Here is a 26,174-nt window from a genome sequence, read left to right as displayed (position 1 = left end):
GACTATCCAGATGATGAGGGTGGTGGGGTCCATGAGGATCCCCTCCTTAGGTTGCGGACGCTCCCAGTGCCTCTCTGGCACCATGACGCTCCTAGACCTATTGTCCCAGCCCTCCACGGAAATGACTCCGGAGGGGAGGACGCGGCTTCGCCGGCATGGGGCGATGGCGGCCGCACCGACGTGCTGCCCCACCAGGCCCGAACGGTCGACCTCGACCAGGTGGCCTTTCTGCAGGAGACCGACCGCGCGGTACATCTCGGCCAGGAGCCGCGCCACGGTGGTCTTTCCCGTGCCCGGGTTTCCGAGGAACACCAGATGCTGTGATGTGGCCACCTCCGGCAGGCCATGCGTCTTGCGGCGGAGGGCCCGCACCTGTTCCTTCGGTCTCCAGTCCGACCAGCGAGTCGAGCTCGGCCTGAACCTCGGACAGCGGCCGGGCCAGCCCGGGCCTCACCCCGATGAGATCGCTGACCAGCTCGTCGACGCGCTCCGAACCGGGCAGCTTGAGCTGATCGGCCAGGTGTGTGATGGTTCCGCGGAGGTCGTCGAGCGGCTCGCAAGTAGGCGGGCCGCGTCTTCGCCGCTGACCCAGCGATACTCAGGGAGGAGCGCCTAAGTGCGGGCGATGGGGACATCCGGTGAGCGTCCCCATTCTGCCCATGAGCCGTCGTAGACGCGGACCCGGTCGTGACCGAGCAGATGGCGCAGGACGAACCAGGCGGTGGCCGCACGGCCGCCGACAGTGCAGTAGGTGATCAACTGCGCGTCGCCGCCGAGGCCGTTCACGTCCTCGAGTTTGGTGAAGATCCTGGCGAGCTCTTCGCAGGAGCGGAAGGATCCGTCGTCGCGGTAGAGGCCGTCGAGGGGCTGGTGAATGGCCGTGGGCACGTGGCCGGCCCGCCCGGCCGGGTCCATGGCGCCGGAGGGCCAAAACCTTTCCCCGCGGTATTCGGCCGCAGTGCGCACGTCTAGCAGTACCGTGCCCTGCTGACTGAGGGCGGCCAGCACCTCGGGACGGTCGGCCCGGACCGTGGCGTCCGCAGTGACACGGAAATCCGTGGCAACAGGCTGGGGCATATCGGTGCTCATGGGGTGGCCGGCGGCGCGCCAGGTGTCGCGAGAGCAATCCAGGACGCGCAGGTGGAGATGCCCGAGGTGCGTCATCAGCCAGAACCCGAAGCACGGCGCGTATCCGTAGAAGACCACGGTGGTGTCCGGTCCGACGCCGGAGCGTCGGGTGAGGTCTTCGAGCGCGGCGTGCCCTACCGTGTGGTACTCGGGGTCCTTGAGGTCGGTGTAGATGTTCCAAAGCACGGCGCCGGGAATATGCCAGTCGTTGTAGGCGGCTGGGTCGACATCGACCTCCACGACGCGGACCTTCGGATCCTGCAAGTGGCGCTCCAGCCATTGCGGGTCGACGAGCGCCCGAGAGCGGACGACTGCCTCAGACTCGTCAGCCATGCTCCTTGAAGTCTTCATCGGAACCCCTTTCCGGTCCGTATGGATCTGGTAGAACCAGTTCTACGACGGAAGGGCTGTCACGCTCTTGCGTCCAGGTTGGCGGAACCTTGGACATCCGCCGAGCAGGCGTGTTCAGGTTTCTGTCAGCAGGGACTCATAGACGGCACGGGACGCCGTGCTGGGGGAGACTCCGAGCTGCTCTCGCAGTCGATCGCACAGCTCGCCGTACACCGTGAGCGCCTCGGCCACATTGCCCTTGACCGCCAGTGCGCGCATCAAATACCGGTAGCCGCTTTCGCGCAGCGGCGCGAGCCTCGTCAGCTGCTTGCCTGCACGGACGGACGCCGCCAGTTCGGTCCCGCCCAAATTCAGGGCGGTGGCCGCATAGCACTCCAGAGCCCGAACCTGGGTCTCAGCCAACTCGTCGCGGACGGCCTCTATCCATGGCACGTCTTCCCCTGGCAGGAAGCCACGCTGTGAGACGAATAGCGCCGTCAGCGCAGGGCCCCACGCCGCTGTCCAGTCGCCCTGCGCCACACAGGATTCAGCACGGTGGATCGCCGCGGCCGCGGCCTCGAGATCGACCCAGGCATCGTCTAGGTGCAGCCGGACCGTGGAGCGCCCACCCAGGGCCGTGCTGCCGACCGAACGGCGCACCTTCGACAGCAGCGGATTGAGCCTGGCCTCCACGGCGGCCGGATCCGGGTCGCGCCACAATGCCTCCGCGAGCTCGTCCCGTTCGACGCTACGATGCCGGTTCACCACCAGGTAGGCGAACAGCAGCCGGCCCTGCCTGCCTGGTAGGGCATCTTCCAGATGATGGCCGTCACGCTCCACCGCCATCCTCCCGCACAATTGGATGCGGAGCCGAGGAACCGGCGACGCTGATGTCACACCGAAATTCTGGCACTGCACTCCTGAGGCAGGCTAGGTTGGGAGGTTACGATGGGAAAGCTCATCCGGTGCGAATGCGGCTTCACCGCGCGAGGCGACGATGAAAACCAGCTCATAGACGTACTTCAAAGCCACCTCGCTGCAGACCACCCCACACTGGCCAACGCCGTCACCCGCGAAGACATCCAAAGCTGGATCCAAATCGAGTAGTCGCCTCACGATGTGCCGCGCGCAACCAATCCCCGTGCCGGGAGATCATCTGGCCGTGCCGATCCTCCAGACCCCGCGCTCACCGCCGGCCTTCCTTGAGGGTTTGGACCTTGCTTGCGGAGACCTGCCACTTCCCGGCGCAGCAACTCCGCCCGGTAGGCGGTGCCGCCCTAGATGCTGGTCGGGGTGGCCTCCAGGAAGTGGCGCACGGCCTCCCATCCGGCGTGGATGGGGCACTGGTCTCGTGCCCGGTGGGGCGGCACCGAGCAAGTGCGTGAGTGCGCTGGCGGCGGGGGAGAGCGTGAGTGCGCTGGCGGCGGGGCACGATGGCGTTCGCAGCGCGTTCCCCTACAGCGCAGACGGAGAGCGTTTCATCAAGCCGACGCTCGCGGCCACCATTGGACGGCCACCGACCCCCTCATCACCGACTCCTCGGCCTCGGAGCGCCAGCTCCACTCCTTCCGGGACAGCCCCCGCGTCACTGTCGTCCCAGCGGAGGCCGATCGCTGAGACCGCGCCCGGGAAGGACCTAGCGGACCAGGGCAGCCTGCGGCCGGTGCGCCGTCTTCGAGTCTGGGGCGGCTCGGATTCCGCGGAGGCCGGGCCGGCGCCATAACTCCTCCGCCCTCTTCTGACGAAGGCCGTCCGCGACTTCGCAACGCGCCCGCGCGCGGTTCAGGCCGAGGCTTTGGCTCCGGTGGAGTCCTGGCCGGCCGCGCCGTCTGCTGCCAGGGCCGGGGCTACTCCCTCGGTGTCGCGGCTGATGCCGACGGTCAGGCGCAGCCTGCGCTGGTATTCGTCGAGGTACACGGCGAGGATGATCAGCGCGCCGACCACCACGAGCTGCCAGAAGGAGGCGATGCCCATCAGGACGAAGCCGTTGTCCAGGAGGGTGTAGATCAGGGCGCCGATGACGGTCCCCCAGATTTTGCCCTCGCCGCCGGAGATCGGCGTCCCGCCGATGACGACTGCCGCGATGGCCACCAGCAGGGCGTTCGCGCCGGCGGAGCTGCTGGCGCTGGAGAAGTGGGCAGCGTTAAGCATTCCTGCCAGTCCTGCCAGGGCCCCGGAGATGCCGTAGAGCATGATCGTGTGCCGGTTCAGGTTCACCCCTGCCCGTCGGACGGATTCCTGGCTGGCGCCGATGGCGTAGCAGTACCTCCCGAAGCGGGTCTTGCGGGCGACGAAGGACAGGACTGCTGCGAAGCCGAGGGCGATGATCGCCACGTAGGGCACGTGGAGGAACTGGCCGTTGCCCAGGGTGAAGGCGGCAGGGGGGAGGTCCCCGACCGGCAGGCCGTTGGAGATCAGGTCGGCGATGCCGAGGAAGATACCCAGGGTGCCCAGGGTCACGATCAGCGGGTCGAGCTTCATGTAGGCGATGACCACGCCGTTGAGCACGCCGCCGAGGAGTCCGACGGCGCATGCGATGAGGATTCCCACGACGGTGGTAAGGACCCCGTCGTCCCCCGCGGCGAAGCGCTCGGACATGTAGGAGGCCGAGGCGACTCCGCCGAGGCTGAGCATCGACCCGACGGAGAGGTCAATGCCTCCGGCGAAGATCACGAAGGTCTCCCCGAGGGCCAGCAGCAGGAACACCGAGGTGGAGTCCAGGATGTTGCTGAAGGAGACGAGGCTGAGGAAGCCCGGGGCGGAAAGGGCGAAGAAGACGAGCAGGATGAGCAGGACTGCGAGGTTGGTGAACCGCAGGCCGAAGAGCACGGCCTTGTTCGGGGTCCTCTCCAGCGGGCCACCGCCGGCGCCGAAGAGGCGTTGGAGCATGTTTGCTTGTTGCATGGGGAAGGGGACCTCGTTCTGTACGCGCTGTTGGTGCGCGGCGGCGGGATGGGCCTTTCGCCAGGCCGCGGGGGTTGGTGGTGTGTGCGCCCCTGAGGGCGCCGCGTTCAGGTGCGGGAGCCGACCATGTAGGCCAGGAGCTCCTCCTGGTTCGTCTGCCGGGGGTCGACCTCGCGCACGATCCGCCCTGCCCGCATGACGATGAGGTGGTCGGCCATGCCGACGATGGCCGGGATGTCGTGGGTGACGATGATGACCATGCGGCCCGAGTCGACGAGGCGGCCGATGATGTCGTTGACCGCGGCTGTCTCGCGTGGGCCGAGGGCCGCTGTGGGCTCGTCGAGGAGGACCACGGGAGCGTTGAAGCGCACCGCCCGGGCCAGGGCGACGGCCTGGCGCTGGCCTCCGGAGAGGGCCCGGACCGGGACGGCGACGTCGGGGATGCGGATGTTGACCTGGCTGAGGGTCTCCCGGGCCGCCTTGGCCATCGCCCGGTCCTGCAGGACCCTGAGCCCGGCGAAGCTGCGGGTCATCTCCCTGCCGAGGAAGATGTTCGAGGTGATGTCCAGCGTGTCGGCCAGGGCGAGGTCCTGGTAGAGGGACTCGATGCCGCTGAGCCGGGCGTCCACGGGGGAGGTAAGGTGCAGGGCCTTCTCGCCCAGGGTGATGGTGCCCGTGTCGGGGCGGGTGACCCCGGAGAGGATCTTCATCATGGTGGACTTGCCCGCGCCGTTGTCGCCGATGATCCCGGTGAGCCCGCTCCTGAAGGTCGTGTTGATCTCCTGGAGGGCCCTCACCCCGCCGTAGGACTTGGAGACCCCCTCGAGGCGGAGCTCGGTCGGGGCGGCCCCGGAGTTCCCTGCCGGCTGGGAAGGCGCTGTCTTGCTCTGCATGCTGGGCTCCTATCCCTGGGGCTTGTTGGCGGCGTAGACGACGGTGTTCTTGATCTCGGGGCTGTCCATGTTCTGGGGGGTCACTGCGATGGGGCCAAGGATCACGGACCGCTGGACCTGGGAGGCCTTGCCCTGGATGGACAGGACGAGGTCGTCCACGGCCTGGACGCCCATCTGGTAGGGCTGCTGGGCGATCAGGGCCTGGATGACGCCGTCCTTCATCAGCTGCATCTCCTGCGGCTCGGCGTCGATCGCAACCAGCTTCACGGTCCCGGCCTTGCCGAGGCTCTTGATGGCGTTGCCGACGCCCTGGCCGGTGAAGCTGTCCACCGCGTAGATGCCCTTGAGGTCCGGGTTGGCCTGGATCTCGTCGCGGGCCATGCTGTTGGCCTTGGAGATGTCGTCCAGGTCGTACTGCCCGGGAAGGAGCTTCATCTGCGGATCGTTCTGCTTGATGGTGTCCATGAAGCCGCTGCCGCGCATCTGGCTCCCGACCGAGCCGGCGACCGAGTTGATCACGCTCACGAGCCCGTTCTGGTTCACCAGGGGCTCCATCTGCTTCGCCGCGAGCTGGCCCAGCAGGACCGGGTCGCTGCCGAGGAAGGCGAGCACGTTCGGGTTGTCGCTCTGGTTCTTCTGGGTCGTGTTGACGTCCACGACCGGGACGTTCGCCTGGTGCGCGGTATCGTATGCGGCCTTGTAGGCGGTGTTGCTGTCGGGGGAGAGGATGATCCCCGCGACCTGCTTGGCGACCTCGTCGTTGAACAGGGGCACCTGCTGGGTGTAGTCGTAGGTGGTCGGTGCCTGCTCGACGAGGTTGATGCCCTTCTTCTTGGCCTCGGCCTGGGCCCCTGCCCAGATGGAGAAGAAGAAGGGGTCGGAGTTGTCCCCGTTCACCAGGGCGATGGTCTTGCCCGCCAGGGGGTTCGAGGTGGAGCCCGAGCCGGCCTGTGAGGAGGCGCCGCACGCGGCCAGGGGCAGGGTCAGGGCCAGGGCCGCCGTGGCGACTCCGAGGCTTTTCTTCACGAGATTCTCCTTTGAATGCCGATTCCCTCAGCGCTTGGGGCCGGGCTGTCCGGTGCGCCCAATCTAGGGCGCTGCTATTATGCGTGTCAAGGTGTCTTACAGGTTCTCTCACTGATAGGGGCAGCGGGTGCGCATTGGCGGGGAATCCTTCAGCCGGGAAGAGGTCGAGGCGCTGGTCGGGGACATCCGCCAGGTCGCCTCGGCGGTGCCGGTGTCCTTCGAGGAGGGCCGAGCCCGGGGGATGCGTGCGGTGCTGCTGCGGGTCGCGGGCGGGATCTGCGCGGAGGTCCTCCCGGACAGGGGCATGGACCTCGGCTGGGCCTCCTCCGGCGGAGTGCCCTTGGCCTGGGCCGCGCCCCAGGGGCATGCTGCCCCGGCCTTCGCCGAGCACGGGGGGAACGGCTGGGCCAGGACGTTCGGAGGGGGACTGATGGCGACCTGCGGGATGATGACGATCGGTGCGCCCTCGGAGGACGACGGCGAGCAGCTGGGGATGCATGGCAGGGTCGCCAGCATCCCCGCAGAGCGGGTCGCCTGCCGGCTCGAATGGGACGGCGACGAGCTCGACGCCGTGGTGGAGGGCAGGGTGGTCGAGGCGGGCCCGGGCGGACGGGTGCTCGAACGCGTCCGGGCCGTCCGGGCCAGGGTCGGGGAGCAGGTGCTCGAGGTCCGGGACACGGTGTCGAACATCGGCGCCGTGCCCGCGCCGCACATGTACCGGTTCCACTTCAACCTCGGATTCCCCCTGGTCCGCCCCGGGGACACGATCGGCTTCGACGGGGCCCTCCTCGGCCACAGGCCGGGTGCCGGGCCCCGAGGGGACTGGGGGACTCTGGCATCCCCCGTGCCGGACGCGGCCGAGGAGGTCCTGTACCTCGGCCCGGGAGGACCGGAGGGCAGGGTGTGCGTGCTCCGTCCGGGTCCGGGCGGGGGGAAGGTCCTCGAGCTGGAGTGGGACGCCTCCGCCATGCCCGTGCTCGTGGTGTGGAAGCACCAGCGCAGCCGCAGGAACGTCCTGGGCCTCGAGCCCTCCACGGCCGGGGACGAGGGACGGGCCCGGGCCAGGGAGACCGGCGAGCTGCTCACCCTGGACCCGGGGCAGTCGCGCGAGTACACGGCGAGGATCCGCTGCCACCGGCCCTGACCCTGCGCCGCCACCGGTGCGGAATGCGGGTCAGACGACGACGCTCATCCCGCCGTCGATGAAGACGACCTGGCCGTTGACGTAGTCCGATCCGTCCGAGGCGAGCCAGACGGCGGGCCCCACCAGGTCCTGGACGCGCCCCCACCTGCCCGCCGGGGTGCGCCCCCGGACCCAGGCGTTGAACGCCTCGTCCTCGACCAGGCCCCGGGTCATCTCGGTGTCGATGTACCCGGGTGCGAGCCCGTTGACCTGGAGGCCGCGGCCGGCCCACTCGGCCGTCATGGCCCTCGTGAGGTTCCTCAGGCCTCCCTTCGCCGCGGTGTACGGGGCAATGCCGGGCCTGGCCAGGTCCGACTGAACGGAGCAGACGTTGATGATCTTCCCGGCGCCCCTGGGCACCATCCGGAGTGCTGCCTCGCGCCCGACGAGGAAGGCGCTGGTCAGGTCTGCGGCGATCACCCGGTCCCAGTCTTCGGTGGCGAGGTCCAGGAGGGGCACGCGGTGCTGGATGCCGGCATTGTTCACCAGGATGCGCAGGGGTCCCACGGAGTCCTCGATCCACGCCACCCCCCTCCGGACCTCCTCGGGGCTGGTGACGTCGAACGCGGCGGCGTGGACGCGGTCCTCGCCGAAGCGGTCGGCGAGCCTGCGCCGCGAGGCCTCCAGCCGGTCCGCGCCCAGACCGTTCAGCACAACCGTCGCGCCTGCCTCGGCCAGCCCGGAGGCCAGGGCGAGGCCGATTCCGCGGCTGCTGCCGGTCACGAGCGCCACGCGTCCGTCCAGGTCGAAGAGCGCCCTGCCGCGGGTGCTCTCCTCGGGAACCCCTCCGGGGTCCCGCCCCGCGCCTGCGCCGATGGTCGTTTGCATCTCTTGTCCTCTCGGTGGGCGAATGGAGCCCGGCTCCATCGATTGACGCCTGTCATACAGGCAGATAGTCTATGACGCAGATCAGGGCCTCCGGGCCAACTAGGACCACCAGAGAGGCTGGAACCGTGCTGGAATTGGCTGAAATGCTCCCTCCCCGCCTTGCGGGCACGCCGCTGTGGCCGCTGATGCGCCAGGCGGGCGTCACCAGGGCCGTGGGGCAGTTCTACCTCCCCCATCAGCTGATCCAGGGCGAGAAGCCGTGGGACTACATGCCCCTGCTGCGCCTGAAGAACCAGTACGAGGACGCGGGCTTCGCATTGGATGTCATCGAGGACCGGCCTCCGCTTAACCTGGCCAAGAGGGGCCTGCCCGGCAGGGACGAGGAGATCACCGAGGTCCTGACGCTGATCGAGAACATGGGCCGGCTCGGGATCGGCGTGTGGTGCTACCAGTGGATGGCGGACTTCACATGGATGCGGACCTCCACCAGCCGGCCCTCCCGCGGCGGATCCACGGTCAGCGCCTTCGACGCCGCTCTCCTGGACGGAGCGCCGCCCACGGAGTGCGGGCCGCTTGCCGAGGAGACCCTCTGGGAGAGCCTGGAGTACTTCCTGTCCAAGGTCGTGCCGGTGGCCGAAAGGTGGGGGGTGAAGCTGGCCATGCATCCCGATGACCCGCCGCTCTCGCCGGTGCGCGGGGTGGGGCGCATCATGAGCACCATCGAGGGCTTCCAGCGGCTGGTGGACACGGTCCCCAGCCCCGTGAACGGCATCACCCTCTGCCAGGGGAACTTCCGCCTCATGACCGAGGATCTTGTGGGAGTGATCCACAAGTTCGGGGAGCAGGGGAAGGTCTTCTTCGTCCACATGCGCGACGTGCGCGGGACCAGGGAGAACTTCGAGGAGACCTGGCACGACGACGGGCCTACCGATATGTACGCCTGCTTCCAGGCCTACCGCGACATCGGATTTGACGGAGTCATGCGCCCCGACCATGTACCGTCCCTGACCGGCGAGGAGGACCTGGAGGCAGGGTACGCCACGCTCGGGCGCCTGTTCGCCGTCGGCTACCTCAGGGGGCTCCAGCATGCCGTCTACCGCTGAGCCGGGAGGCCGTGCGGTCGTCGTCACCGGTGCGGGCGGGGGAATCGGGTCCAGCATCGCCCTGCACCTGGCCCGCGCCGGGTACAGGGTCGTCGCCGCGGACATCAGCGCTGAGGGACTCGCCGCCCTGGAGGGCAGGGCGGACGGACTGGGCATCGAGGCCGTCAGCGCCGACACCTCCGAGGAGGCGGACGTGCACGGGCTCTTCGAGCGCGCACAGGACGGCTCCGGGAAGCTGCACGGCGCCGTCCTGTGCGCAGGCCTCACCCGTCGCAGGTCCCTCACGGAGACCACGCTGGAGGAGTTCGGCGAACTCGTCCGGGCGAACCTCCAGGGCACCTTCCTGGGCCTGCGGGAGGCAGGAAGGCGGCTCGAAGCCGGCGGCGCCGGAGGGTCGATCGTTGCGGTGACCTCGATCAACGCCTTCCGAGCGCTCCCGTCCCAGGCCGTCTACAGCGCAGCGAAGGCCGCCATCCAGTCCCTCGTGGCCTCCGCGGCGGTCGAGCTGGGCCCGTCCGGGACCAGGGTCAACGCCCTCGCCCCGGGTGCCGTCCTTACCCCGATGAACCCCGGGCTGGACGCCGGGGACCCGCTGCGCGAACGGATCCCGGCGCGCCGCATCGGCCTCCCGGAGGACCTTGACGGCGCCGCGGAATTCCTCCTTGGCGACCAGTCCCGCTACATCACCGGGACCAGCCTCGTCGTGGACGGCGGCATGATGGCCTACCGCTAGGGCCCTGCCACTGTCCGACACCCCCAAGAGACCTAGCAGAAGGAACACGAGACCCATGAGAATCCAGCCCTCCCGCGAGGACCTCCTCGCCATGACCGCCGAGTGGACCGGAGAGCGCTTCGAGGACGGGCGTCCCCGGGTGCCGGACGAGGTCCTGGAAGAGCTGCGCCTGGCCACCACCGAGCACGTCTGGTCGGTCCTGTGGGCCGAAGGGTACGAACGGCAGTTCGAGGGCCAATGGCGTGAAACCCACCCCGGCACTCCGCTGGTCGGGCGCGCCGTGACCGCCCAGTTCCTGCCGATGCGGCCCGACTACGACGGCATCGTCGTCGCCACCGCCAACCGCGAAGGCCGGCCGACCCGGTCGAACAACCAGAACTGGATGGTCGTGGAGTCCCTGGTCGAGAACGACGTCATGGTCGTGGACATCTTCGGCAAGGTCTACGAGGGGACCGTCGTCGGGGACAACCTCGGCACTGCCGTGGCCTCCCGCACCGGGGCGGGCGCCGTCATCCACGGCGGCATCCGAGACCTGCAGGGCATCAGGCGGCTGGAGAACGTGAACATCTTCCACCGGGGCGTTGATCCCACCCCCATCCGCAACGTCACCCTCGGCGGGATGAACATCCCCGTCCGCATCGGCGGTGCCACCGTCCTGCCCGGGGACGTCGTCCTGGGCACCCCGACGGGCGTGATCTTCATTCCCCCGCAGCTCGCCGCCAAGGCCGCGGCCGCCAGCGCCGACACACGGAACCGGGACAGGTTCGGCAAGCTGCGACTGGCCGAACGCCGGTACACCAGCTCCCAGATCGACGTCGCGACCTGGGAGGACGGGGTCGAAGCCGACTACCAGGCCTGGCTCGCGGCGGAGGACGGCCGAGTCTCCCAGCCCACCCCCTGACCGGGCGGAGCAGGCAGCAGGCCAAGGCAGTGAAGATCCGCAGGATCCCGGCACCCGAGGTCGCGATCCGATCAGAGGCCCTCGTGGGGGAGGGGCCTGTCTGGGACCACCGCTCCGGCCGCCTGGCCTGGGTGGACCTCGACCCGGGAATCCTGCACATCAGCGACCCCTCGACCGGAGCCGACACGGAAATCCCGACGGGCCGGCCGCTCGGAGCCGTCGCCCCGCGCCGCCGCGAGGGGTGGGCCGCGGCCACCGAGGACGGATTCGGCCACATCGAGGGCACCTGCCTGGTGCTGGACGACCTGGCACTGCCGGGGCGACGACGGCGCATGAACGACGCCAAGTGCGACCCGGCCGGCAGGCTCTGGGCGGGAAGCACGGCCCACAGCCACACAGCCGGCGGCGGAGCCCTGCACGTTTGGGACGGCGAATCGCCCAGCCGGGTCACCCGTAGGGGGCTCACTCTTCCCAACGGACTCGGATGGAGCCCCGACGGGAGGACCATGTACCTTGCGGAGAGCGCCCACCGTACCCTCTACAGCGCCCCCTTCGACCCCCCCGAAGGGCACCTGGGCGCGTTGGAGCCCTTGGCCATGTTCGACCACGGACTCCCCGACGGGCTCTGCATCGATGCCGAGGGCTGCATCTGGCTCGCGCTCTGGGGAGCTGGCGAGGTCTGGAGGCTCGCACCGGACGGAACCCATCTGGCGACCGTCACAGTTCCCGCCCCCAAGCCCTCCAGCTGTGCCATCGGACCGGACGGAACCCTCTACATCACCAGCGCACGGCGAGGGCTCGAGGAAGCACAGCTGCGCTCAGCCCCACTCTCCGGATCAGTCTTTGCCCTCGACTCCGGCACCCGGCCCGTGCCGATCCCGCCGTTCCGGGCTTGATCGGCAAGGCCGCAGAGGCGCCGGGGCACTGGGGCCGGTGCCTCAGAGCAAGGACTGCGGCGTCATCCCGATGCAGTTGACCTCCACCAGGCACCTGCCAGCACGTGGGTAAGCGACATCAGCACGTTTGGAGTGAGCAGCTAGAATAAAACCGTCGCCTGTCTTACAGTGTGACACCGGACGGAGGGAGCTGAGCACGATGACCAGCAGTGCACGTGAGGCCGAGAGCGCCAAGGCGGAAGACCGCCTGCTCGCGCTGGCTGACCATCCTGTTCAGAGGATGACCCTTTCCAGCCAGGTCGCAGAACGACTCATACAGCAGATCGGCCGGGACGGCCTCAGGGCCGGGGATGACCTGCCCTCCGAGACCCGTCTGGCTGCCGCTTTCAGCGTAAGCCGTCCCGTGGTCCGCGAGGCCCTCCGCCACCTCGCGGCATTGAGGATGGTCGAACTGAGCAACGGCAAGCCCGCCAAGGTGATGCCCGTTACCCCGGACCTCCTCGGCGTCTACTTCGAGTGGGCCGTCCGTCAGGACATAGACAACACGGTCGAGCTCCACGAACTGCGCCAAGGGGTAGAGGGCATGTGCGCAGAGCTGGCCGCGAGTCGGGCCACGGAAGAGGAACGGGAGCAGCTCCGGGCGCTGGCGGCCGAGATGCGCACCGTTCTTCACGACACCGACCAATACGCGGAACTCGACGCCCGCCTGCACCTGTCGATCATCGACTGTGCGCACAACTCGCTTCTCCGCCATCTGGCCGGCTCAATCCGCGGTCCACTCCGGACAAGCATCCAGACCGGTCTTGCACTGCTCGCTGGGAACCCCGAGAGGCTCGAGCGCATGCAGCACCAGCACGAAGACATCGTTCAGGCAATCATCGCCCGCGACCCTGCAACAGCCCGTACGCTGATGGATCGGCATATCGGGGGAGCATCACGACGGATAGCCGATGAAGCAGCCCGCAACAAGGCCCACATGCAATCTGAGGCGACCGGAGGGGACCCGGCCTAAGGAAGCGCGACCCCGAGAGTGCGCTGGCCTTCGGGCTCCTGCCCGGCATCGCCGCGGCGTTCGTTGGAACCCAGCAGGGCCGGCGTCTGAGGCCCCTACATGGAGGCGGGAAGGTCTCTGGTCGGGGTCGCTTGTCATGAAGAAATCAGGGAACCGCCACGGGTAGCAGTTAGGGGGCTCCAGATCCCCAAGACAAGAGTAGCGGCTACAAGATTGTTTACCCACGGCAACCAGCACCCGATTCAGCTCAGCGTTCCGCCGTCAGGCTCGAACGACCATAGGGGCGACTCTGAGCGCACCGTTCGCGCTTGCGCAGAGCACGACATTCCCCGCCCAGGAGGTGTCATCGTTGAGGACGTGGACCTCCGTGAATGAGCCGTCTGGCCAGATCATCTTGTCGGCGCGTCTTTGGTGCCAGTGCCCGCAGAACACGAGGCGCGGCTTCAGTTCGTTGACGACGTCTTGGAGGAGGTGCCGGGTGCTGTCCGCCTCGTTGCGGATTCTCTCGGGGAGGTCGAGGCCGCTTCTGAGCCCTACCAATCTGGCTGGGGCGTCGTGGAGGAGGAGGATGTCGCAGGGCCCGCTCTGGACCAGGAGCCGTGCTTCTTCGACGGTGGGTTCTTCGAGGTCGGCCCATAGGTCTCTGCCCTCGGTCCTGTGGCGTCGGTCGATGCTGTACGCGCCGCCGAGGCCCCCGATTCTCAGGCCTGCTCGTTCGACGACCGTGCCGCGGGGGATGTAGGCGGCATGGGGGGAGAGTTGCCGGGTTCCGTCGGGTTGGAGGGGAGCTCGCGGAGTTCTGGGTGGTTGTCGCCCAGGTGCTGGGCGGGGGGCGAACTCGACAAGGATTTCTCGGCGTTCTGCTTTCGCAGCTCGCTCCTTTTCTCCATGGGAGGCCAGCCGGCTGCGAACCACCCGGTCTCATCCGGAGGGCTTGAGCGCGCCGTTCCGCCGGTCCTTGCTGGGCCCGGCTTGGTAGCCGCGTCCTCGCTCCCATGCGGAGGTCAGTGCCCGCAGGGGATCGACCAAGCCCTCGACGGCCCAGGCCGGGGCTTCGGCGAGTAGGGCATCTTCGAGGGCGAGCTGGGCGGGAACCACCTCGTCCACGAGCGCGGCGCCAGTGTCGGTGAGGGCGAGCAGGGACGAGCGGCGGTCGGCCGGGTTGGCCGTCCGACTCAGCAGTCCCCGAGCCTGGAGGGCGTTCAGCCGCATGGTGATCGCGGAGCGCGGGGCAAGCAGCGTCTGGGCCAGCGTCGTTGGGCTCAGAGGTTCGCCCGTACGGCGCAGCGCGGAAAGCACGTCCAGCTCGCCGCGGGTCAGCCCGTAGTCGGCGAGGAAGGCGTCGCTGGCTTCCAGGATGAGGCGGGAAGCGCGCAGCACGCGGTGGATCACCCCGAGGCTGGCGAAGCTCAGGTCCGGGCGCAGCCCGGCCCACTCACGCTGCATCCGGTCCACGACGTCGCCGTGAGGGGGCAGGCCGTCTGCGTTTTCATCCATCCGGCTCCTCCGCGCCCCGGGGCCGTCGCCCCGGTCAACCACAATAGTAGTTCATAGGTGTAGTAACCTCGGAGTACTTCATTTCTGTACGACCTTGGGAAGGTTAAAAATGACGCAGGCCACCGCCACGCGGTCCTGGTGGGCGGCAGTCTTCGACCTGGGCCCGCATGCCGGCGCCCATTGGACCGCCCTGCGCGCAAGCCTGGCGATCTTCGTGCCGCTGGTGGCCTGCTTGGAGTCCGGCCGCGGCGACCTGCTGCTGTATGCGGCGATCGGCGCCTTCACCGCCCTGTACGGCCGACACGAGCCGGCTCGGGTACGCCTAGCCATGCAGGCGCAGGCAGGCGTCGTGCTGGTGGTCGGCGTCGTCGTAGGCGCCCTGGTGGCGACCGTCCCGTTCCGGCTCTGGCTGCTCGTCCCGGTCGCGGCCGCCTGGGCCGCCGTCGCGGTAGTGCTAGCGGAGCTGGGCCGATGGCATCCGGCCGGGGCGCTCAACCCGGTCTTCGCCCTCACGGCCTCGGCCACGGTCCCGATCGCGCCGAGCACGGTCCCCGCAGCCGCCCTCGCTGCGGCTGGTGCGGCCGCCTTCGCGCTGCTGCTCGCTCTCCCGGGCCGCACCGCCCGCGACGGCGGCGAGCCGGTGCGGTATCGGCTGTCGTGGCGCGGCCTACGCCCGTCCGACGCGGTGGGCCGCCACGCCGCCCGCTATCTGCTCGGTATCGGCGCCGCCGGCCTCGCCGTCGCGACCAGCGGCATCGGCCACCCCTACTGGACCTTCGTCACGGCATCCGTGCCCATGTCGGCACCCGACCTCCACGCCCGCCTCACGCGCGCTGCCCAGCGGGTGATCGGCACCGCCGTCGGCCTCGGCGTCGCCGCCCTCGTCCTGGCCGCCCACCCCAGCAGCTATGCCGCGATCATCGTGATCGCCGTGCTCCAGGCGTGCACCGAGCTGACGACCGGGCGCAACTACAGCCTCGGCCTGGTCTTCTTCACCCCGATGGCCCTTCTGCTCGGCGATCTCATGCTGCCAGCCTCGATCGTCACCCTCCTGACTCAGCGCGCCCTCGAGACCGTCATTGGCCTCACCATCGCCCTAGCCGCCACTGTCATCACCCACGAAAGGCGCACTCCTACGAGCCGGACCCCACCGGCGGGATCAAACGGTCCGGCTACGGGCGCGAACCGTCCATGGAAGGAATCCGGCAGTTCTGCAACCTGAAGACGGTGTGGGTGGCATGACCTCCGGGTGGTCCGGCCGCAAAAGGGGTGATGTTCCGGCGCTGCTCCAGGCGGGTTTAAAGGCCACCACCGACGATCGCGTGGAGACACAGGCAACGGGCGAGTGAGGGAGACCCTGAAGATGCCGAGGCCCGGCTCCGGTCCGCCGAGCGGCGCGTGGAGTTCCCCCGGGGACCCAGAGGTGCTGGGGCCCGAGCGCGACGCCTGAAGCCAAGAAGCCCAGCCCGCACACCATCCTGGCGCGGATAGGCGCCGACGCGGCCCACGCACAGACATGGGCAAGTGGGCTGCCTTCACGGCGGCCCACTCGCTCACGTCGAAGTTGCAGGGGAGTGACAAGGCGGAGGGGTCCTCACTGAGAACCCCTCCCTAACTCCTGACTCTTTGCCCGGGCGTTGCCCGGACATCAGACCCTCTCCTTGGTCCCTTCGGCGGAGGGGGTGCGGGGCGCAGGCGTCCTGCGCCACTTGGGGAAGGCCAAGAACGTGAAATCCTGTGCCTTGACCGGCTTCTCCGGGGTTTCCGGCTCCGCTTCAGGCCGGCGCCCGGTTTCCTTCCTGGCGCCCCACCCGAAGTCCTTGTTCGATGCGTAGCACATCACAGACCTCCTCTTGGTGACTGCCCTTCAATCCTCCTCCTGCCTGCTGCGGGAGTCGATAGCTCAGCCTTGGGACCCTAGTTGACCCATGAGACGCCGCCATCAGATGCTTGAGCCCGGGACGGCGGCGAGGGCCGTGACGGCCTGGGCACCCAGGTCGGCGCCTTGGCCGAGCGGGCTGTAGGCCTCGACGGCGATGCCGCGTGAGCGGGTCAGGGCTGCCAGCTCGCGCTGCTGGAACATGCTGAGGAGCAGCCCCCAGGGGGAGCGGTGGAGCTTGTGGGCGCCGGCGTCCTCAAAGGGGTCGAGGGCGTCTTCGGGGTCCACGTGATGAACCAGAAGGCGGGTGCGGTCGCCATTGCACGAGGCGCGGCGTCGACCGCTGTCGGCGGCGGGTTCTTCACCATTCAGGGGAGGGGATCACACGGCTCGATGCCCCAGCACGGCATCGATTCCGTGGTGGTGGCCTCCGAGGTGGTGATGGCGCTCCAGACGGTCGTGTCCCATTCGATGGCCCCGGACCGTTTCGCGGTCGTGACGGTCGGCAGCCTCAAGGCGGGTGAGGCGCCGAACGTCATTGCGGACAGCGCTCGGCTGGGCCTTCGCTGCGGACCAAGGAGGCCGATGACCGGGCGACGCTGAAGCGGCGTGTCGAGGAGGTCGTCGCCGGGATCTGCGCGGCCCATGGGGCGGGCTTCAGCTTCGACTGGCAGTCCGGCTACGACGCGGTCCGCAACGACGACACGATGGCCGAGCTTGCGTTCGGCTCTGCGGCGAAGGCGGTCGGGGACGACAGGGTCTCGTGGGGTCCTGCGACGAGTGCGAGCGAGGACTTCACCGCCTACACCGCCGCAGTCCCGGGGTGCTTCCTCTTCTTGGGCAGCGGGGACGCTTCCGAGGGGTTCCCATTCCAGAACCATCACCCCTACTTCGACATCAAGGAGGCAGCGCTCATTCCGGGCGCGCGCCTCGAAGCGCAGCTGGCCGGATGGCCGAAGAGTCGTGTCCTGGCCGAGGGAGGAGGGCTTTCCGATCGGGAGGCCCTCCTTCTTTCGTGGCTGGCATACTGCCCCGCACATTCCTGATACCTCTTGGCAGGAGCTTGACTAGAACTGTCACGGCTATTACTCGGTCTGGAATGAAACGGCTAGTATCAGATTGTTCCTGCCTTGGGAACAACCCAAGGCGGTGGGGCAGGGAAAGCGCCGGCTCCGAGCGCTTCGTCCCACCGGAATCAATACGAACCGGAAAAGGTCTCGAACATGCAAAAGAAGTCCTTCAAGACAGTCGCTGCTGCCGGTGTTCTGGCCGGCATGCTCGGCGCAGGCCTGATCGGGTCAGGCATCGCCTCTGCTGCGACGCCGACCCCCGCGGGTACTGTCTCCACTGCGGGACGCCCCCAGTTTGGCGACATCAGGGGCAGCATCTTTGCCTCGGACATCGAGTGGGTGCAAGGGGCCGGCATCTCTACCGGCTACCCAGGGGGCACTTTCCGTCCGAATCAGACGGTGTCCCGCGAGGCGATGGCGGCCTTCATGTACCGGCTTGCGGGATCCCCGGCCTTCACCCCACCTGCTGTTTCCCCTTTCAGCGATGTCACCACCACCGACCAGTTCTACAAGGAGATCACCTGGCTGGCCTCCACGAAGATCACCACCGGATACGCCGACGGAACCTTCCGCCCCACCGCACCGGTGGCCCGCGACGCGATGGCGGTCTTCATGTACCGCTTCGTGGCGGAATTCTGCCCCAGCGCTCCCGCAGTCCAAGGCTTCCGGCCGCCGGTCAAGAGCACGTTCGGCGACGTGAACTCGGGCACCGCCTTCTACAGGGAAATCTCCTGGGCCAAGGCGTCGGGCATCAGCACCGGCTACCCGGACGGAACCTTCCAGATCCACGGCTCGGTCTCCCGGGAGGCCATGGCAGCATTCCTGCACCGTCTGTTCAACTTCGTCCAGTCGCACGGCTGCGCGGGTTCCGGTACATCCTCGCCCTCTCCGACGGCCACGGCAACCTCGGCTCCCACGGCTTCCTCGGCTCCCACGGCTTCCTCGACGGCAACGCCCACCAGCACTGACACGGCAACCTCAGCCCCGACAGTTTCGCCGACCGCAACGCCCACTGACACGGGGACTCCTGCTCCCTGATTCTTCCCTCGGGTAGGGCCGCATCCCTCGGATGCGGCCCTACTCCTTCCGAGGTGGTTGGACTGGAGGCCCGCAATGTTAGGAACAACGGCCAAGGCCCGAGTAGGCGTAGGCCGTAGTGGTCCGCAACGAAGTTGAAGTCCGGGTCGGGACCGACGTTCTCGGGACGCCAAATGGTGCAGGTCGTTGCTGCCCGGTCCAAGCCCCTCGTCAGTGCGTCGATCCCAGTATGCCCAGCACCTGCCGAACATGGTCTTGGGTGCGTACCGTTTTCTGAGAGCTGTCCTGGCCTCCAGTGCCCGCGCGCCCCGAGGTCCTTCAGGAACGCGACCTGCACCCGAAGGCAATAACGATAAGCACGGAAGCCGTACAGGACTAGATGCCACCGTGGTCGTGACTCAGCTACCGCTGCAGGCAAAAGACGACCCTGCTCGCCAACGTCGTCGCGCAGCTGACCGCCCGTGCCCAGCGGGGGGTCGTCGTCTGTCCGACCTGACGCGCCGCGGCCGACATCGCCGGGTCCCGCTCCAGGTGTGGAACAGCACCCTCGCCATGGGGGAGTCCTCCGGGGGCGACCGGGGTCTGCGACCGGGCCTTCCGATGGACCGGTAGCGGAGGCGTCGTCGGTCTGGACAGAGCCGAGTCCGAGATCGCTGAGGTCGTTCTGATGGCCATGCAGGACATGTCTGAAAGGGGCACGGAGGTTGTGTCCGGAAGCTGTTTCCACTCGTCCTTCGCCCCGAGCTACGGCTGCGGGATCGCACCCACCTGCTCCATCATCCCCATCCGGTCGAAGACGCCCCAATGCTCCACGAGCTTTCCCGCCTCGAATCGGCACAGGTCGATTGCGTCTACGCGAACAGGCTTCCCGGTCGGCGGTATCCCGAGCAAGTCGCCGGTGTGGGTCCCCTCGAACACGACACGGGCCCACAGCTTGTCCCCGTCGGCGCTCATCTCCTCGATCGTCGCCCGTACGTCCGGGAAGGCGGTGTGCAGCATCGTGACGATCGCCTTGACTCCCTCCAGCCCCCGTCCCTCGCCGGGCCCCGCCTCATGCTCGATGAAATCCGGGGACATCAGCTCGTCCAAAACGTCGAGGTTGCCCTGCCCGAACCCCTCCTCCATCACTCGCCGGAAGGTCGCCTGATTGTCCGCGGGTGCCATGGGAAGCCTCCTCTGCGCGCACCGACACATCGATGTTGCGATAGTAATCCTGGCGCCGCGCCGCCGCACCGGGCCCCATGTGCCACGGTGGCGAGCGTCCCCGGCAGGGACGCTGGGAGGGTTCGATCCCCTCTGGCTCCACGGACCCTCATGGGTCTCCTGATGGCGGGCTGGCCGATCGGCCAGGCGCGCGACTGCAACAGCAACAACTTTGTAGGGGACTCGGAAAACTGACAACAGGAATCCTTCGGTATATCGCCTTAGTGTGTCTCGCAGAGCCCGTCTCAACGATCGTCGGCCAGATCGAGCGCTCAGGGGGCGGACGTCTCCTTCACGAGGAAGCTATCGGCCTCTACGACCCACCCGCCGAAGGGGTCCTTTCCCAAGGCGACCTGGCCGCTGTTGGGCACGATCAGCCAGGCCTCCTCATGGTCCGGGGGATTCCCCGTCCGGAGCCCGTAGTTCCCGAACCCCTTGATCTGGCCGCACCCCATGGACTTGCCGGCTCCGTCCGGGCCGACGGGGATCATGCAGATCAGATTGGTGCCCTTGGAGACGGCGTAGTAGCTCAGGCTCATCCCCTTGCCGAGATACCGAGAACTACCGAGGTCTATCCCCGTCGTTCCGAAAGCATTGGCCGCCGGGGCGGGCAGCCGGTCACCGAGCAAGCCGGGACCGTCCTCCGCGTTCTGGAGGAGAGTGGCGTCGTCCCGGTAGACCGGGCAGCGCGCGACCGTACAGGCAAACGCCTCGGGTGAAGGTTGGCCGTTGGTTGCGGGATCCCTTATCGAATCTCCCGGCGGCGGTCGATCTGCGGTCGGTGTGGAAAGGACCATCTTCGATGACAGAACCGACCCTTGCCGCGAGATGAAATCCGCGGAATGGCGGGGCCCGCAAGTTGGTCCCGAGGACCAAGATGCGTGGCAATCTACAACAGCTGTTGATCGACAGGCGACTTGGACCTTCTGACAAACTACATGGTCCTCTTACGGCGAACTTGGTCTTTTGATCCTCTTCTGTTTTCTCCTCTCTCTGTGAGAACCAGGTCTACTTGGATGAACCGGGCCTGTCTGCGAGAGAACAGTCGCCTACTTCGGGGTCTTCCTAGTAGGCGACCGTTTCGCTTCAGTGCAGAGAATCGCAGGGGGCTTTGACTTCCGGTTGGACGGGAACCAAGCAACTATTCGGGCATTCTCTTAGGAATTTTGTTTCGAGGCTGGTTCGGTTCCTTTATGAATAACGTCGGTACGCTTGGGCGCACGTCAGGGAGACGAGTTTCCGAAACGTCAGATCTCGGGAAGCTGTGGGATTGCCAGCAGTGACAATGCGGCAAGCTGCAGTGTTTCCGAATCGGTTCAGCATGGGTGTAGCCTGCACGCCTCACATTCCTTGCCTTGGAAATGTCACCAAGGGCGTCCTCATAGACGTCCGGGACGGTCTGAGCAGTGGTCCCCATGTGAAGGAGTGTGTAGCCGGATCAGCGTCGACGATGGTTGGCTGATCTTCCGCTTCGCATAGCTGGCCCGTTGTGCTTTCATCCGCTCAGGGTCGTAATGGGCATTGGCCTGGCAGCGCCGTCGCAGATCCGGTCAGACCAGCCATCGGCTCCACCAGCGTGGCTGCTCCGGTTCCGGCGCGGGTTCCGGCTCCGGCACCTCGCCCAGGGCCAGCGCGGCCTCCACGAGGTCGTCCGCGGTGAGCGTCATGACGGCCTCACGATCGAGCGCGTCGAGGCTTTGTTCCTCGTCGCGCGACAGCCGCAGCGCCTGGCGGTTGAGCGCCTGCTCGAACAGCGTGCGGGCAAATCGTGCGTTGCCAGAGTCCTCGCCCGCGTGGAGCCCAGTGAGGATCCGGCGTAGCATCTGGTCCGCATCCGGCCCCAGTGTGTACTCGTGCTGGCTCAGCATCTGGTGGAAGATCGTCTGGAGTGCGTCGACCGAGTAGTCGGGGAACGTGATCTCGCGGGCGAACCGGGAGCGCAGTCCGGGGTTCGAGAGCAAGAAGGACTCCATCAGCCGCGGGTACCCGGCCACGATCACGACCAGGCGGTGGCGGTGGTCCTCCATCCGCTTGAGCAGGACCTCGATCGCCTCGGGGCCGAAGTCCATCCGGCCGTCCTCCGGGGCCAGCGCGTAGGCCTCGTCAATGAACAGGACGCCGTCCAGCGCACGCCGGATCACCCGGTCCGTCTTGATGGCGGTCGCACCGACGTACTGCCCCACCAGGCCCGAGCGGTCGACCTCGACCAGGTGGCCTTTCTGCAGGAGACCGACCGCGCGGTACATCTCGGCCAGGAGCCGCGCCACGGTGGTCTTTCCCGTGCCCGGGTTTCCGAGGAACACCAGATGCTGTGATGTGGCCACCTCCGGCAGGCCATGCGTCTTGCGGCGGGCCTGGACCTGGAGCAGTGCGACGAGGGCCCGCACCTGTTCCTTCACGGTCTCCAGTCCGACCAGCGAGTCGAGCTCTGCCTGCACCTCGGACAGCGGCCGGGCCGGCCCGGGCCTCACACCGATGAGATCGCTGACCAGCTCGTCGACGCGCTCCGAACCGGGCAGCTTGAGCTGATCGGCCAGATGTGTGATGGTTCCGCGGAGGTCGTCGAGCGGATTGCGGCTGGCAGCCATGGATCCATGGTAGTGCTCAACTCGCGACTGGGCGTCCCAGTCATCCTGGGTGGCATCTTCGTGAGCGATCCGTGTTGTTCCAGTAGCCGCACTCCTCGGCCCTCCATGGATTCAAGGGCTTCCTTGTACTCGGGCCGGTCCGCGAAGACGAGCTGGTGCAGCCTCCGGTGTCGGGCCGGAGTGATAGACAAGTTGGTCCTGGGTCGGTCTCCTTAAGGTGCGGCGCCGAGTACAGGTGGCACAAAGGGAACCAGGACGCCACCCGGTACTGCAGCCCGGCGAACACGCCCTTTGGTCTCCGTTCAAGCCGTGCAGCTGGAGCCGCCGGTTCAGTAGGCAGCCAGCAACTGCTCGAGCAGCGCCGATGCTGCCGCTCCCGGGGAGCTGCGGGTTACGACGTTGAATTCCCAGTCGATGTGCTCGGCGAGTGGGACAGCCACGATGGCGTCGTTGGGTGGGATGAGAAGTGCGGGAAGGAGAGCGATGCCCAGGCCTGTGGCGACGAAGACGGGAATCGCACTTGTCTCCGCCACTTCCGTGCGGACATCGCGGACATAGCCGCGGGTGGCCAGTTCCGAGTCCAGGACGTCCCGGTTCCCGAAACCGGTAGGTGCATCTACGAAGCGTTCGTTCGTCAGGTCCTTCAGCCGGAGCTCCCTGCGCTGCGCCAGCTCGTGATTGGTCGGGAGGATGACCTGGTAGGGCGTTGTTGCAAGACGGTGCACCGCCAGGCCGGGCGCGGCTGCGGCGGGAAGCCCGAAAAGGCTGAGGTCGAGTCGGCCGCGTCGGACCGCCTCCGCGAGCTCACCCGAGCCGCCCGGCGCCGCGCGCAGTCGCAGCTCGACGAGGGGGTGTTCCCGGTGGAAGGCGCCTATGACGCGTGGGATCGCGAGGTAGCTCACGCTTGCGAAGACCCCGATGCGCAGCTCGCCACGCAGCTCGCCGCGTGGGTCTGCGGCGGTTCTGGCGCGGGCTTCGGCCTCGGCAAGCTCGCGGAGCGCGGGAAGTACGGCCTCGCCCGCGGGAGTGATCCGCACGCCGCGCTGGTCTCGCTCGAAGAGCGCAGTGCCGAGTTCCTTCTCGAGTGCGCGGACGCCAGCGGAGACGGTCGACTGCCCCGCATAGACGCGTTGCGCGGCGCGGGTGAAGCTCAGCTCGTCGGCAACGGCGATCGCGTACTCGACCTGTCGTGTGTCCATGCGACCCTCACCCTCTCCATCGATGAGAACGATCACTATGATCAAGACTATTCGTTAGACGCGATCATACTTTCGCTGGAACATGGTTGTGTGACTACCACTGCTCCCGCCGCGACATCCACCCGCAGACGGCTGCCTCACGGGCCGGGGTTCTGGATGATCGCGCTCGCCTTTCTGACCGAGATGGCATTCTGCGCCGTTCCGACGCCGCTTTATGCGATCTACCAACAGCGCGATGGCTTCCCAACCATCGTCCTCACGTTGATTTTCGCGGTGTACGCAGTCGGGGTCATGCTGAGTCTGTATCTCGCCGGCCACGTTTCCGACTGGCTCGGTCGCCGTCGCGTCATCGTGGTCTCGCTGCTCGTGAACCTGCTGGCGGCGATCCTCTTCCTTGTCTGGAGTGACGCTGCCGGCCTCATCGTCGCACGCTTCGTCAGCGGCCTTGGGATCGGCATACTCACCGCTACGGCCACAGCGCACCTGTCGGAACTCGGCGCCGCGGCCAACCACGCCAAGGGTCGTGCGGCCCTCGTAGCGACGTTTGCCAACCTCGGCGGCATCGGTTTCGGGGCGCTCGTAGGGGGCCTTATCGCCACCTGGTCTGGACATCCGCTCGTCCTCCCGTATGCCGTGTTCGCCGCCCTTCTTGTCGCCGAGGTGATCCTCGTCGCCTTCGTACCCGAGACAGTCGAGCGTCGAGGCGGGCGACCCGCCTACCGCCCTCAGAGGGTGGCGGTCCCGACGGCGGGACGGGGGGCGTTCTGGGCCGCCGGCGTGACTGCGTTCGGGACGTTCGCGGTCTTCGGAACCTTCATGGGGCTCTCCTCGACCTTCCTCGGAGGCATCCTCGATCTGCACTCGCACTTGCTCGCCGGCCTGGGGCCGTTCATTGTGTTCATGGCAGCGGCGGGCGCCCAGACCCTCACGGCAACGGTTCCGCTTCGAGCGCAGATCACTGTCGCCATCGTGCTGGCGGCGCTCGGTCTCATCAGCGTTGGCACCAGCGCTGTCATCGCCTCGCTCCTGCTGTTCCTGATCGGCGGCGGAATCGCAGGCGCCGGCATCGGCATCCTGTTCCGAGGTGCGCTCAGTACTGCGGCAGCGGTTGCCGACCCCGCGCGCCGTGGAGAAGCGCTCGCAGGCATCTTCCTCATCGCCTACGCCGGGATGACGGTGCCGCCGCTGCTCACAGCCGCCGCACTCAGCATCTGGCCCGCTACCGCCGTGCTCGTCGGCCTCACTGGGCTGGCGACGATCCTCGTCGCTGTTTCCGGTTCCCGGATGCTGCGCCGTTGAACGAGCGGAGGCTCAGTCGGGCGCACGATCTGGATCATGCCGAACAGCGGTGCGTCGCCGTCCACGCGCTCGTGTTCGCCGGACAGGCGCTCCTGCTCTACACGACTGAAGAGTTCGCAGCGTGAACCAGGTCCGGTGCGAACTAGTCGCGACAATATAGGTCTCCTAGTCCTAGGAAGGGCCGGGTGCGGCTGACCCGCTGACACTGCCATTTCGACTCCGTAGCGTGGTTGATGTACCGCTCCGGGATGATCCATCCGCTGCCGTCGAGCAGTACTTCATGAAGACAAAGAAAAGGACCATGGAACACCTCGCGTTGATCGCCCTTGCGCTCATCACCCCAGCACAGCATCAGGAAAGTCGAAGCGCGCTCCCCGGCGCGCCGGTCGTGGACGACGGTCGAGGCCGGCGCGGATCGAAGCTCGCATCGGCCCGCGGCTGGTCGGCCAGCATCCTGCATCGGGCGGCCGGGGCGCTCGAACCGCCGCCTACCAGCTGCACGACGTCGGCCTGCGTCGCCTCGTCCACTGCCGCGAGCTGAACTGACGCCCGAACCTCACGCACACTGAACGCCAAGGAAGAAGAAGAATCATGACCCACAGACCCGAAATCACCGTCCCCGCCACCACGCTCAACAACGGCGTCGAAATCCCTCAACTGGGCTTCGGTGTCTTCCAAGTCCCCGAGGACGAGACCCAACGGGTCGTCGAGGAAGCCCTCGAGGCCGGCTACCGCCACATCGACACCGCCGCCGCGTACCGCAACGAGGCTGGCGTCGGGGCGGCCATCGCAGCCTCCGGCATCCCTCGCGAGCAGCTCTTCATCACCACGAAGCTGCGCAACGGCGAGCAGGGAAAGCCCTTCGATGCGTTCGAAGCCAGCCGCCGCGCCCTCGGACTGGATTACGTGGATCTCTACCTGATCCACTGGCCCGTTCCGTCCCAGGGGCTCTTCGTCACCGCATGGCAGGCGATGGAGAAGATCTACCAAAACCAGCTCGTCCGCTCCATCGGCGTCTCGAACTTCCTGGCCGAGCACCTTGAGACGCTGCTCGAATCAGCGCAGGTCGTGCCAGCCGTCAACCAGATCGAAATCCACCCGACATTCCAGCAGGGCGAACTGGCCGCGCTGAGCCGCTCACGGGGCATCGCCGTCGAGGCCTACAGCCCGCTCGGCCAAGGCGCCGACCTGGGTGCCGAGGCCGTCACGGCCCTCGCCGCCGTCCACGGGGCCACCCCGGCGCAGATCGTGCTGGCGTGGCATCTGAAGCAGGGCACCATCGTGATCCCGAAGACCACCAGGGCAGCTCGGATGCGAGAGAACCTCGCCGCAGCAACCCTTGAGCTCACCGCCGCGCAAGTCGACGAAATTGGCGCCCTCGACTCCGGGGCTCGAATCGGCGGCGATCCGGCTACCGCCGCCCACACCCAGCTCTGAAGGCCATTTCTTGCGGGAAAGTGGGAG

The 26,174-nt window shown here is 67.5% G+C and carries 28 protein-coding genes and 2 pseudogenes; 16 read left to right on the top strand and 14 right to left on the bottom strand.

What is annotated here, in order from left to right; translation table 11 throughout:
• Positions 1 to 111: 111 nt before the first annotated feature.
• The 3 genes and pseudogenes from E6A21_RS17300 to E6A21_RS17290 form a co-directional block, all read right to left on the bottom strand.
• Positions 112 to 592, bottom strand: a pseudogene (locus E6A21_RS17300) (AAA family ATPase); the annotation flags it as partial.
• Between the two features lie 20 nt (positions 593 to 612).
• A complete protein-coding gene (locus E6A21_RS17295) occupies positions 613 to 1,461 on the bottom strand; it encodes a sulfurtransferase (protein ID WP_171041458.1) in 849 nt (282 codons plus the stop codon).
• A gap of 132 nt (positions 1,462 to 1,593) precedes the next feature.
• On the bottom strand, positions 1,594 to 2,298 hold the full coding sequence (locus tag E6A21_RS17290) for an AfsR/SARP family transcriptional regulator (RefSeq protein WP_212745973.1): 705 nt from the start codon (positions 2,296 to 2,298) through the stop codon (positions 1,594 to 1,596).
• Between the two features lie 108 nt (positions 2,299 to 2,406).
• On the opposite strand from E6A21_RS17290, the gene E6A21_RS17285 reads away from it, so the two are divergent.
• Entirely contained in the window at positions 2,407 to 2,565 is a 159-nt protein-coding gene (locus E6A21_RS17285) for a DUF1059 domain-containing protein (protein WP_138445411.1), read from the top strand.
• 675 nt (positions 2,566 to 3,240) lie between these two features.
• On the opposite strand, the gene E6A21_RS17280 is transcribed toward E6A21_RS17285, so the two are convergent.
• From E6A21_RS17280 to E6A21_RS17270, 3 genes are all read right to left on the bottom strand, one after another.
• Positions 3,241 to 4,347, bottom strand: coding sequence for an ABC transporter permease (locus E6A21_RS17280; protein ID WP_171041457.1), 1,107 nt, complete (start codon positions 4,345 to 4,347; stop codon positions 3,241 to 3,243).
• A 122-nt stretch (positions 4,348 to 4,469) separates the two neighbouring features.
• Positions 4,470 to 5,255 (bottom strand): ATP-binding cassette domain-containing protein, encoded by a 786-nt coding sequence (locus E6A21_RS17275; RefSeq protein WP_138445409.1) that lies wholly within the window; start codon positions 5,253 to 5,255, stop codon positions 4,470 to 4,472.
• 9 nt (positions 5,256 to 5,264) lie between these two features.
• Positions 5,265 to 6,281, bottom strand: coding sequence for a substrate-binding domain-containing protein (locus E6A21_RS17270; protein WP_138445408.1), 1,017 nt, complete (start codon positions 6,279 to 6,281; stop codon positions 5,265 to 5,267).
• A gap of 127 nt (positions 6,282 to 6,408) precedes the next feature.
• On the opposite strand from E6A21_RS17270, the gene E6A21_RS17265 reads away from it, so the two are divergent.
• Positions 6,409 to 7,425, top strand: coding sequence for a DUF4432 family protein (locus tag E6A21_RS17265; RefSeq protein ID WP_138445407.1), 1,017 nt, complete (start codon positions 6,409 to 6,411; stop codon positions 7,423 to 7,425).
• A gap of 30 nt (positions 7,426 to 7,455) precedes the next feature.
• Here E6A21_RS17265 and E6A21_RS17260 read toward each other — a convergent pair whose 3' ends face one another.
• Positions 7,456 to 8,292 carry an SDR family oxidoreductase gene (locus E6A21_RS17260; RefSeq protein ID WP_138445406.1) on the bottom strand — a complete coding sequence of 279 codons (837 nt, stop codon included), beginning with the start codon at positions 8,290 to 8,292 and terminating at the stop codon, positions 7,456 to 7,458.
• A 125-nt stretch (positions 8,293 to 8,417) separates the two neighbouring features.
• Here E6A21_RS17260 and E6A21_RS17255 point away from each other — a divergent pair, with 125 nt between their 5' ends.
• The 6 genes from E6A21_RS17255 to E6A21_RS17230 all read left to right on the top strand — a co-directional run bounded on the left by E6A21_RS17255 (position 8,418) and on the right by E6A21_RS17230 (position 13,576).
• Positions 8,418 to 9,395 (top strand): mannonate dehydratase, encoded by a 978-nt coding sequence (locus tag E6A21_RS17255; RefSeq protein ID WP_212745972.1) that lies wholly within the window; start codon positions 8,418 to 8,420, stop codon positions 9,393 to 9,395.
• A complete protein-coding gene (locus E6A21_RS17250) occupies positions 9,379 to 10,128 on the top strand; it encodes an SDR family NAD(P)-dependent oxidoreductase (protein ID WP_138445405.1) in 750 nt (249 codons plus the stop codon). Before E6A21_RS17255 ends, E6A21_RS17250 begins: the two co-directional genes overlap by 17 nt.
• Before the next feature lie 55 nt (positions 10,129 to 10,183).
• Entirely contained in the window at positions 10,184 to 11,029 is an 846-nt protein-coding gene (locus tag E6A21_RS17245) for an RraA family protein (RefSeq protein WP_138445404.1), read from the top strand.
• 29 nt (positions 11,030 to 11,058) lie between these two features.
• Positions 11,059 to 11,925 (top strand): SMP-30/gluconolactonase/LRE family protein, encoded by an 867-nt coding sequence (locus tag E6A21_RS17240; RefSeq protein WP_171041456.1) that lies wholly within the window; start codon positions 11,059 to 11,061, stop codon positions 11,923 to 11,925.
• A gap of 199 nt (positions 11,926 to 12,124) precedes the next feature.
• Entirely contained in the window at positions 12,125 to 12,937 is an 813-nt protein-coding gene (locus E6A21_RS17235; RefSeq protein WP_138445402.1) for a FadR/GntR family transcriptional regulator, read from the top strand.
• Between the two features lie 417 nt (positions 12,938 to 13,354).
• A complete protein-coding gene (locus tag E6A21_RS17230; protein WP_138445401.1) occupies positions 13,355 to 13,576 on the top strand; it encodes a hypothetical protein in 222 nt (73 codons plus the stop codon).
• Between the two features lie 282 nt (positions 13,577 to 13,858).
• Here E6A21_RS17230 and E6A21_RS17225 read toward each other — a convergent pair whose 3' ends face one another.
• The gene (locus E6A21_RS17225) at positions 13,859 to 14,434 is read right to left on the bottom strand and encodes a MarR family winged helix-turn-helix transcriptional regulator (RefSeq protein ID WP_138445400.1); all 576 of its coding nucleotides are present in this window, start codon (positions 14,432 to 14,434) and stop codon (positions 13,859 to 13,861) included.
• A 109-nt stretch (positions 14,435 to 14,543) separates the two neighbouring features.
• Here E6A21_RS17225 and E6A21_RS17220 point away from each other — a divergent pair, with 109 nt between their 5' ends.
• Positions 14,544 to 15,656, top strand: a complete 1,113-nt coding sequence (locus tag E6A21_RS17220; RefSeq protein WP_138445399.1) for an FUSC family protein — start codon at positions 14,544 to 14,546, stop codon at positions 15,654 to 15,656.
• A 426-nt stretch (positions 15,657 to 16,082) separates the two neighbouring features.
• On the opposite strand, the gene E6A21_RS17215 is transcribed toward E6A21_RS17220, so the two are convergent.
• Positions 16,083 to 16,274, bottom strand: coding sequence for a hypothetical protein (locus E6A21_RS17215; protein ID WP_138445398.1), 192 nt, complete (start codon positions 16,272 to 16,274; stop codon positions 16,083 to 16,085).
• Between the two features lie 126 nt (positions 16,275 to 16,400).
• Positions 16,401 to 16,514: pseudogene (locus E6A21_RS17210) on the bottom strand (aldo/keto reductase); the annotation flags it as partial.
• 90 nt (positions 16,515 to 16,604) lie between these two features.
• Here E6A21_RS17210 and E6A21_RS17205 point away from each other — a divergent pair.
• The 3 genes from E6A21_RS17205 to E6A21_RS17195 all read left to right on the top strand — a co-directional run bounded on the left by E6A21_RS17205 (position 16,605) and on the right by E6A21_RS17195 (position 18,421).
• A complete protein-coding gene (locus E6A21_RS17205; protein ID WP_138445397.1) occupies positions 16,605 to 16,916 on the top strand; it encodes a peptidase dimerization domain-containing protein in 312 nt (103 codons plus the stop codon).
• A complete protein-coding gene (locus E6A21_RS17200) occupies positions 16,880 to 17,359 on the top strand; it encodes a M20/M25/M40 family metallo-hydrolase (protein ID WP_342777884.1) in 480 nt (159 codons plus the stop codon). The genes E6A21_RS17205 and E6A21_RS17200 overlap by 37 nt, the downstream gene beginning before the upstream one ends.
• Positions 17,360 to 17,536: 177 nt before the next feature.
• Entirely contained in the window at positions 17,537 to 18,421 is an 885-nt protein-coding gene (locus tag E6A21_RS17195; RefSeq protein WP_138445395.1) for an S-layer homology domain-containing protein, read from the top strand.
• Between the two features lie 744 nt (positions 18,422 to 19,165).
• On the opposite strand, the gene E6A21_RS17190 is transcribed toward E6A21_RS17195, so the two are convergent.
• From E6A21_RS17190 to E6A21_RS17175, 4 genes are all read right to left on the bottom strand, one after another.
• Positions 19,166 to 19,585: an ester cyclase gene (locus E6A21_RS17190; RefSeq protein WP_171041455.1), complete on the bottom strand. Its 420-nt coding sequence runs from the start codon at positions 19,583 to 19,585 to the stop codon at positions 19,166 to 19,168.
• A gap of 311 nt (positions 19,586 to 19,896) precedes the next feature.
• Positions 19,897 to 20,421 (bottom strand): hypothetical protein, encoded by a 525-nt coding sequence (locus E6A21_RS18050; RefSeq protein WP_212745971.1) that lies wholly within the window; start codon positions 20,419 to 20,421, stop codon positions 19,897 to 19,899.
• Between the two features lie 753 nt (positions 20,422 to 21,174).
• Positions 21,175 to 22,212: an AAA family ATPase gene (locus tag E6A21_RS17180; RefSeq protein WP_138445392.1), complete on the bottom strand. Its 1,038-nt coding sequence runs from the start codon at positions 22,210 to 22,212 to the stop codon at positions 21,175 to 21,177.
• A gap of 329 nt (positions 22,213 to 22,541) precedes the next feature.
• Positions 22,542 to 23,411, bottom strand: a complete 870-nt coding sequence (locus tag E6A21_RS17175) for a LysR family transcriptional regulator (protein ID WP_138445391.1) — start codon at positions 23,409 to 23,411, stop codon at positions 22,542 to 22,544.
• A 90-nt stretch (positions 23,412 to 23,501) separates the two neighbouring features.
• Between E6A21_RS17175 and E6A21_RS17170 the strand changes: the two genes are divergently transcribed.
• The 4 genes from E6A21_RS17170 to E6A21_RS17160 all read left to right on the top strand — a co-directional run bounded on the left by E6A21_RS17170 (position 23,502) and on the right by E6A21_RS17160 (position 26,147).
• Complete coding sequence (locus E6A21_RS17170) at positions 23,502 to 24,710, top strand: MFS transporter (protein ID WP_246036605.1); 1,209 nt, start codon at positions 23,502 to 23,504, stop codon at positions 24,708 to 24,710.
• Entirely contained in the window at positions 24,707 to 24,835 is a 129-nt protein-coding gene (locus E6A21_RS18340; protein WP_281281587.1) for a hypothetical protein, read from the top strand. The genes E6A21_RS17170 and E6A21_RS18340 overlap by 4 nt, the downstream gene beginning before the upstream one ends.
• Positions 24,836 to 24,990: 155 nt before the next feature.
• On the top strand, positions 24,991 to 25,251 hold the full coding sequence (locus tag E6A21_RS17165) for a hypothetical protein (RefSeq protein WP_138445390.1): 261 nt from the start codon (positions 24,991 to 24,993) through the stop codon (positions 25,249 to 25,251).
• Positions 25,252 to 25,301: 50 nt separating this feature from the next.
• A complete protein-coding gene (locus tag E6A21_RS17160) occupies positions 25,302 to 26,147 on the top strand; it encodes an aldo/keto reductase (protein WP_138445389.1) in 846 nt (281 codons plus the stop codon).
• Positions 26,148 to 26,174 lie beyond the last annotated feature (27 nt).

Origin of the sequence: Sinomonas susongensis (assembly GCF_005877005.1) — a bacterium.
Classification (GTDB): domain Bacteria; phylum Actinomycetota; class Actinomycetes; order Actinomycetales; family Micrococcaceae; genus Sinomonas; species Sinomonas susongensis.
The sequence above is the reverse complement of the archived record's forward strand: the minus strand, read 5'-3'. Positions and strand labels throughout refer to the sequence as shown.

Coding starts and splice junctions, on each gene's coding strand:
- E6A21_RS17295 (WP_171041458.1), bottom strand. CDS start 1,461: ATGGCTGACGAGTCTGAGGCAGTCGTCCGCTCTCGGGCGCTCGTCGAC.
- E6A21_RS17285 (WP_138445411.1), top strand. CDS start 2,407: ATGGGAAAGCTCATCCGGTGCGAATGCGGCTTCACCGCGCGAGGCGAC.
- E6A21_RS17280 (WP_171041457.1), bottom strand. CDS start 4,347: ATGCTCCAACGCCTCTTCGGCGCCGGCGGTGGCCCGCTGGAGAGGACC.
- E6A21_RS17275 (WP_138445409.1), bottom strand. CDS start 5,255: ATGCAGAGCAAGACAGCGCCTTCCCAGCCGGCAGGGAACTCCGGGGCC.
- E6A21_RS17260 (WP_138445406.1), bottom strand. CDS start 8,292: ATGCAAACGACCATCGGCGCAGGCGCGGGGCGGGACCCCGGAGGGGTT.
- E6A21_RS17250 (WP_138445405.1), top strand. CDS start 9,379: ATGCCGTCTACCGCTGAGCCGGGAGGCCGTGCGGTCGTCGTCACCGGT.
- E6A21_RS17245 (WP_138445404.1), top strand. CDS start 10,184: ATGAGAATCCAGCCCTCCCGCGAGGACCTCCTCGCCATGACCGCCGAG.
- E6A21_RS17235 (WP_138445402.1), top strand. CDS start 12,125: ATGACCAGCAGTGCACGTGAGGCCGAGAGCGCCAAGGCGGAAGACCGC.
- E6A21_RS17225 (WP_138445400.1), bottom strand. CDS start 14,434: ATGGATGAAAACGCAGACGGCCTGCCCCCTCACGGCGACGTCGTGGAC.
- E6A21_RS17220 (WP_138445399.1), top strand. CDS start 14,544: ATGACGCAGGCCACCGCCACGCGGTCCTGGTGGGCGGCAGTCTTCGAC.
- E6A21_RS17215 (WP_138445398.1), bottom strand. CDS start 16,274: ATGTGCTACGCATCGAACAAGGACTTCGGGTGGGGCGCCAGGAAGGAA.
- E6A21_RS17205 (WP_138445397.1), top strand. CDS start 16,605: ATGAACCAGAAGGCGGGTGCGGTCGCCATTGCACGAGGCGCGGCGTCG.
- E6A21_RS17195 (WP_138445395.1), top strand. CDS start 17,537: ATGCAAAAGAAGTCCTTCAAGACAGTCGCTGCTGCCGGTGTTCTGGCC.
- E6A21_RS17190 (WP_171041455.1), bottom strand. CDS start 19,585: ATGGCACCCGCGGACAATCAGGCGACCTTCCGGCGAGTGATGGAGGAG.
- E6A21_RS18050 (WP_212745971.1), bottom strand. CDS start 20,421: ATGGTCCTTTCCACACCGACCGCAGATCGACCGCCGCCGGGAGATTCG.
- E6A21_RS17180 (WP_138445392.1), bottom strand. CDS start 22,212: ATGGCTGCCAGCCGCAATCCGCTCGACGACCTCCGCGGAACCATCACA.
- E6A21_RS17175 (WP_138445391.1), bottom strand. CDS start 23,411: ATGGACACACGACAGGTCGAGTACGCGATCGCCGTTGCCGACGAGCTG.
- E6A21_RS17165 (WP_138445390.1), top strand. CDS start 24,991: ATGAAGACAAAGAAAAGGACCATGGAACACCTCGCGTTGATCGCCCTT.
- E6A21_RS17160 (WP_138445389.1), top strand. CDS start 25,302: ATGACCCACAGACCCGAAATCACCGTCCCCGCCACCACGCTCAACAAC.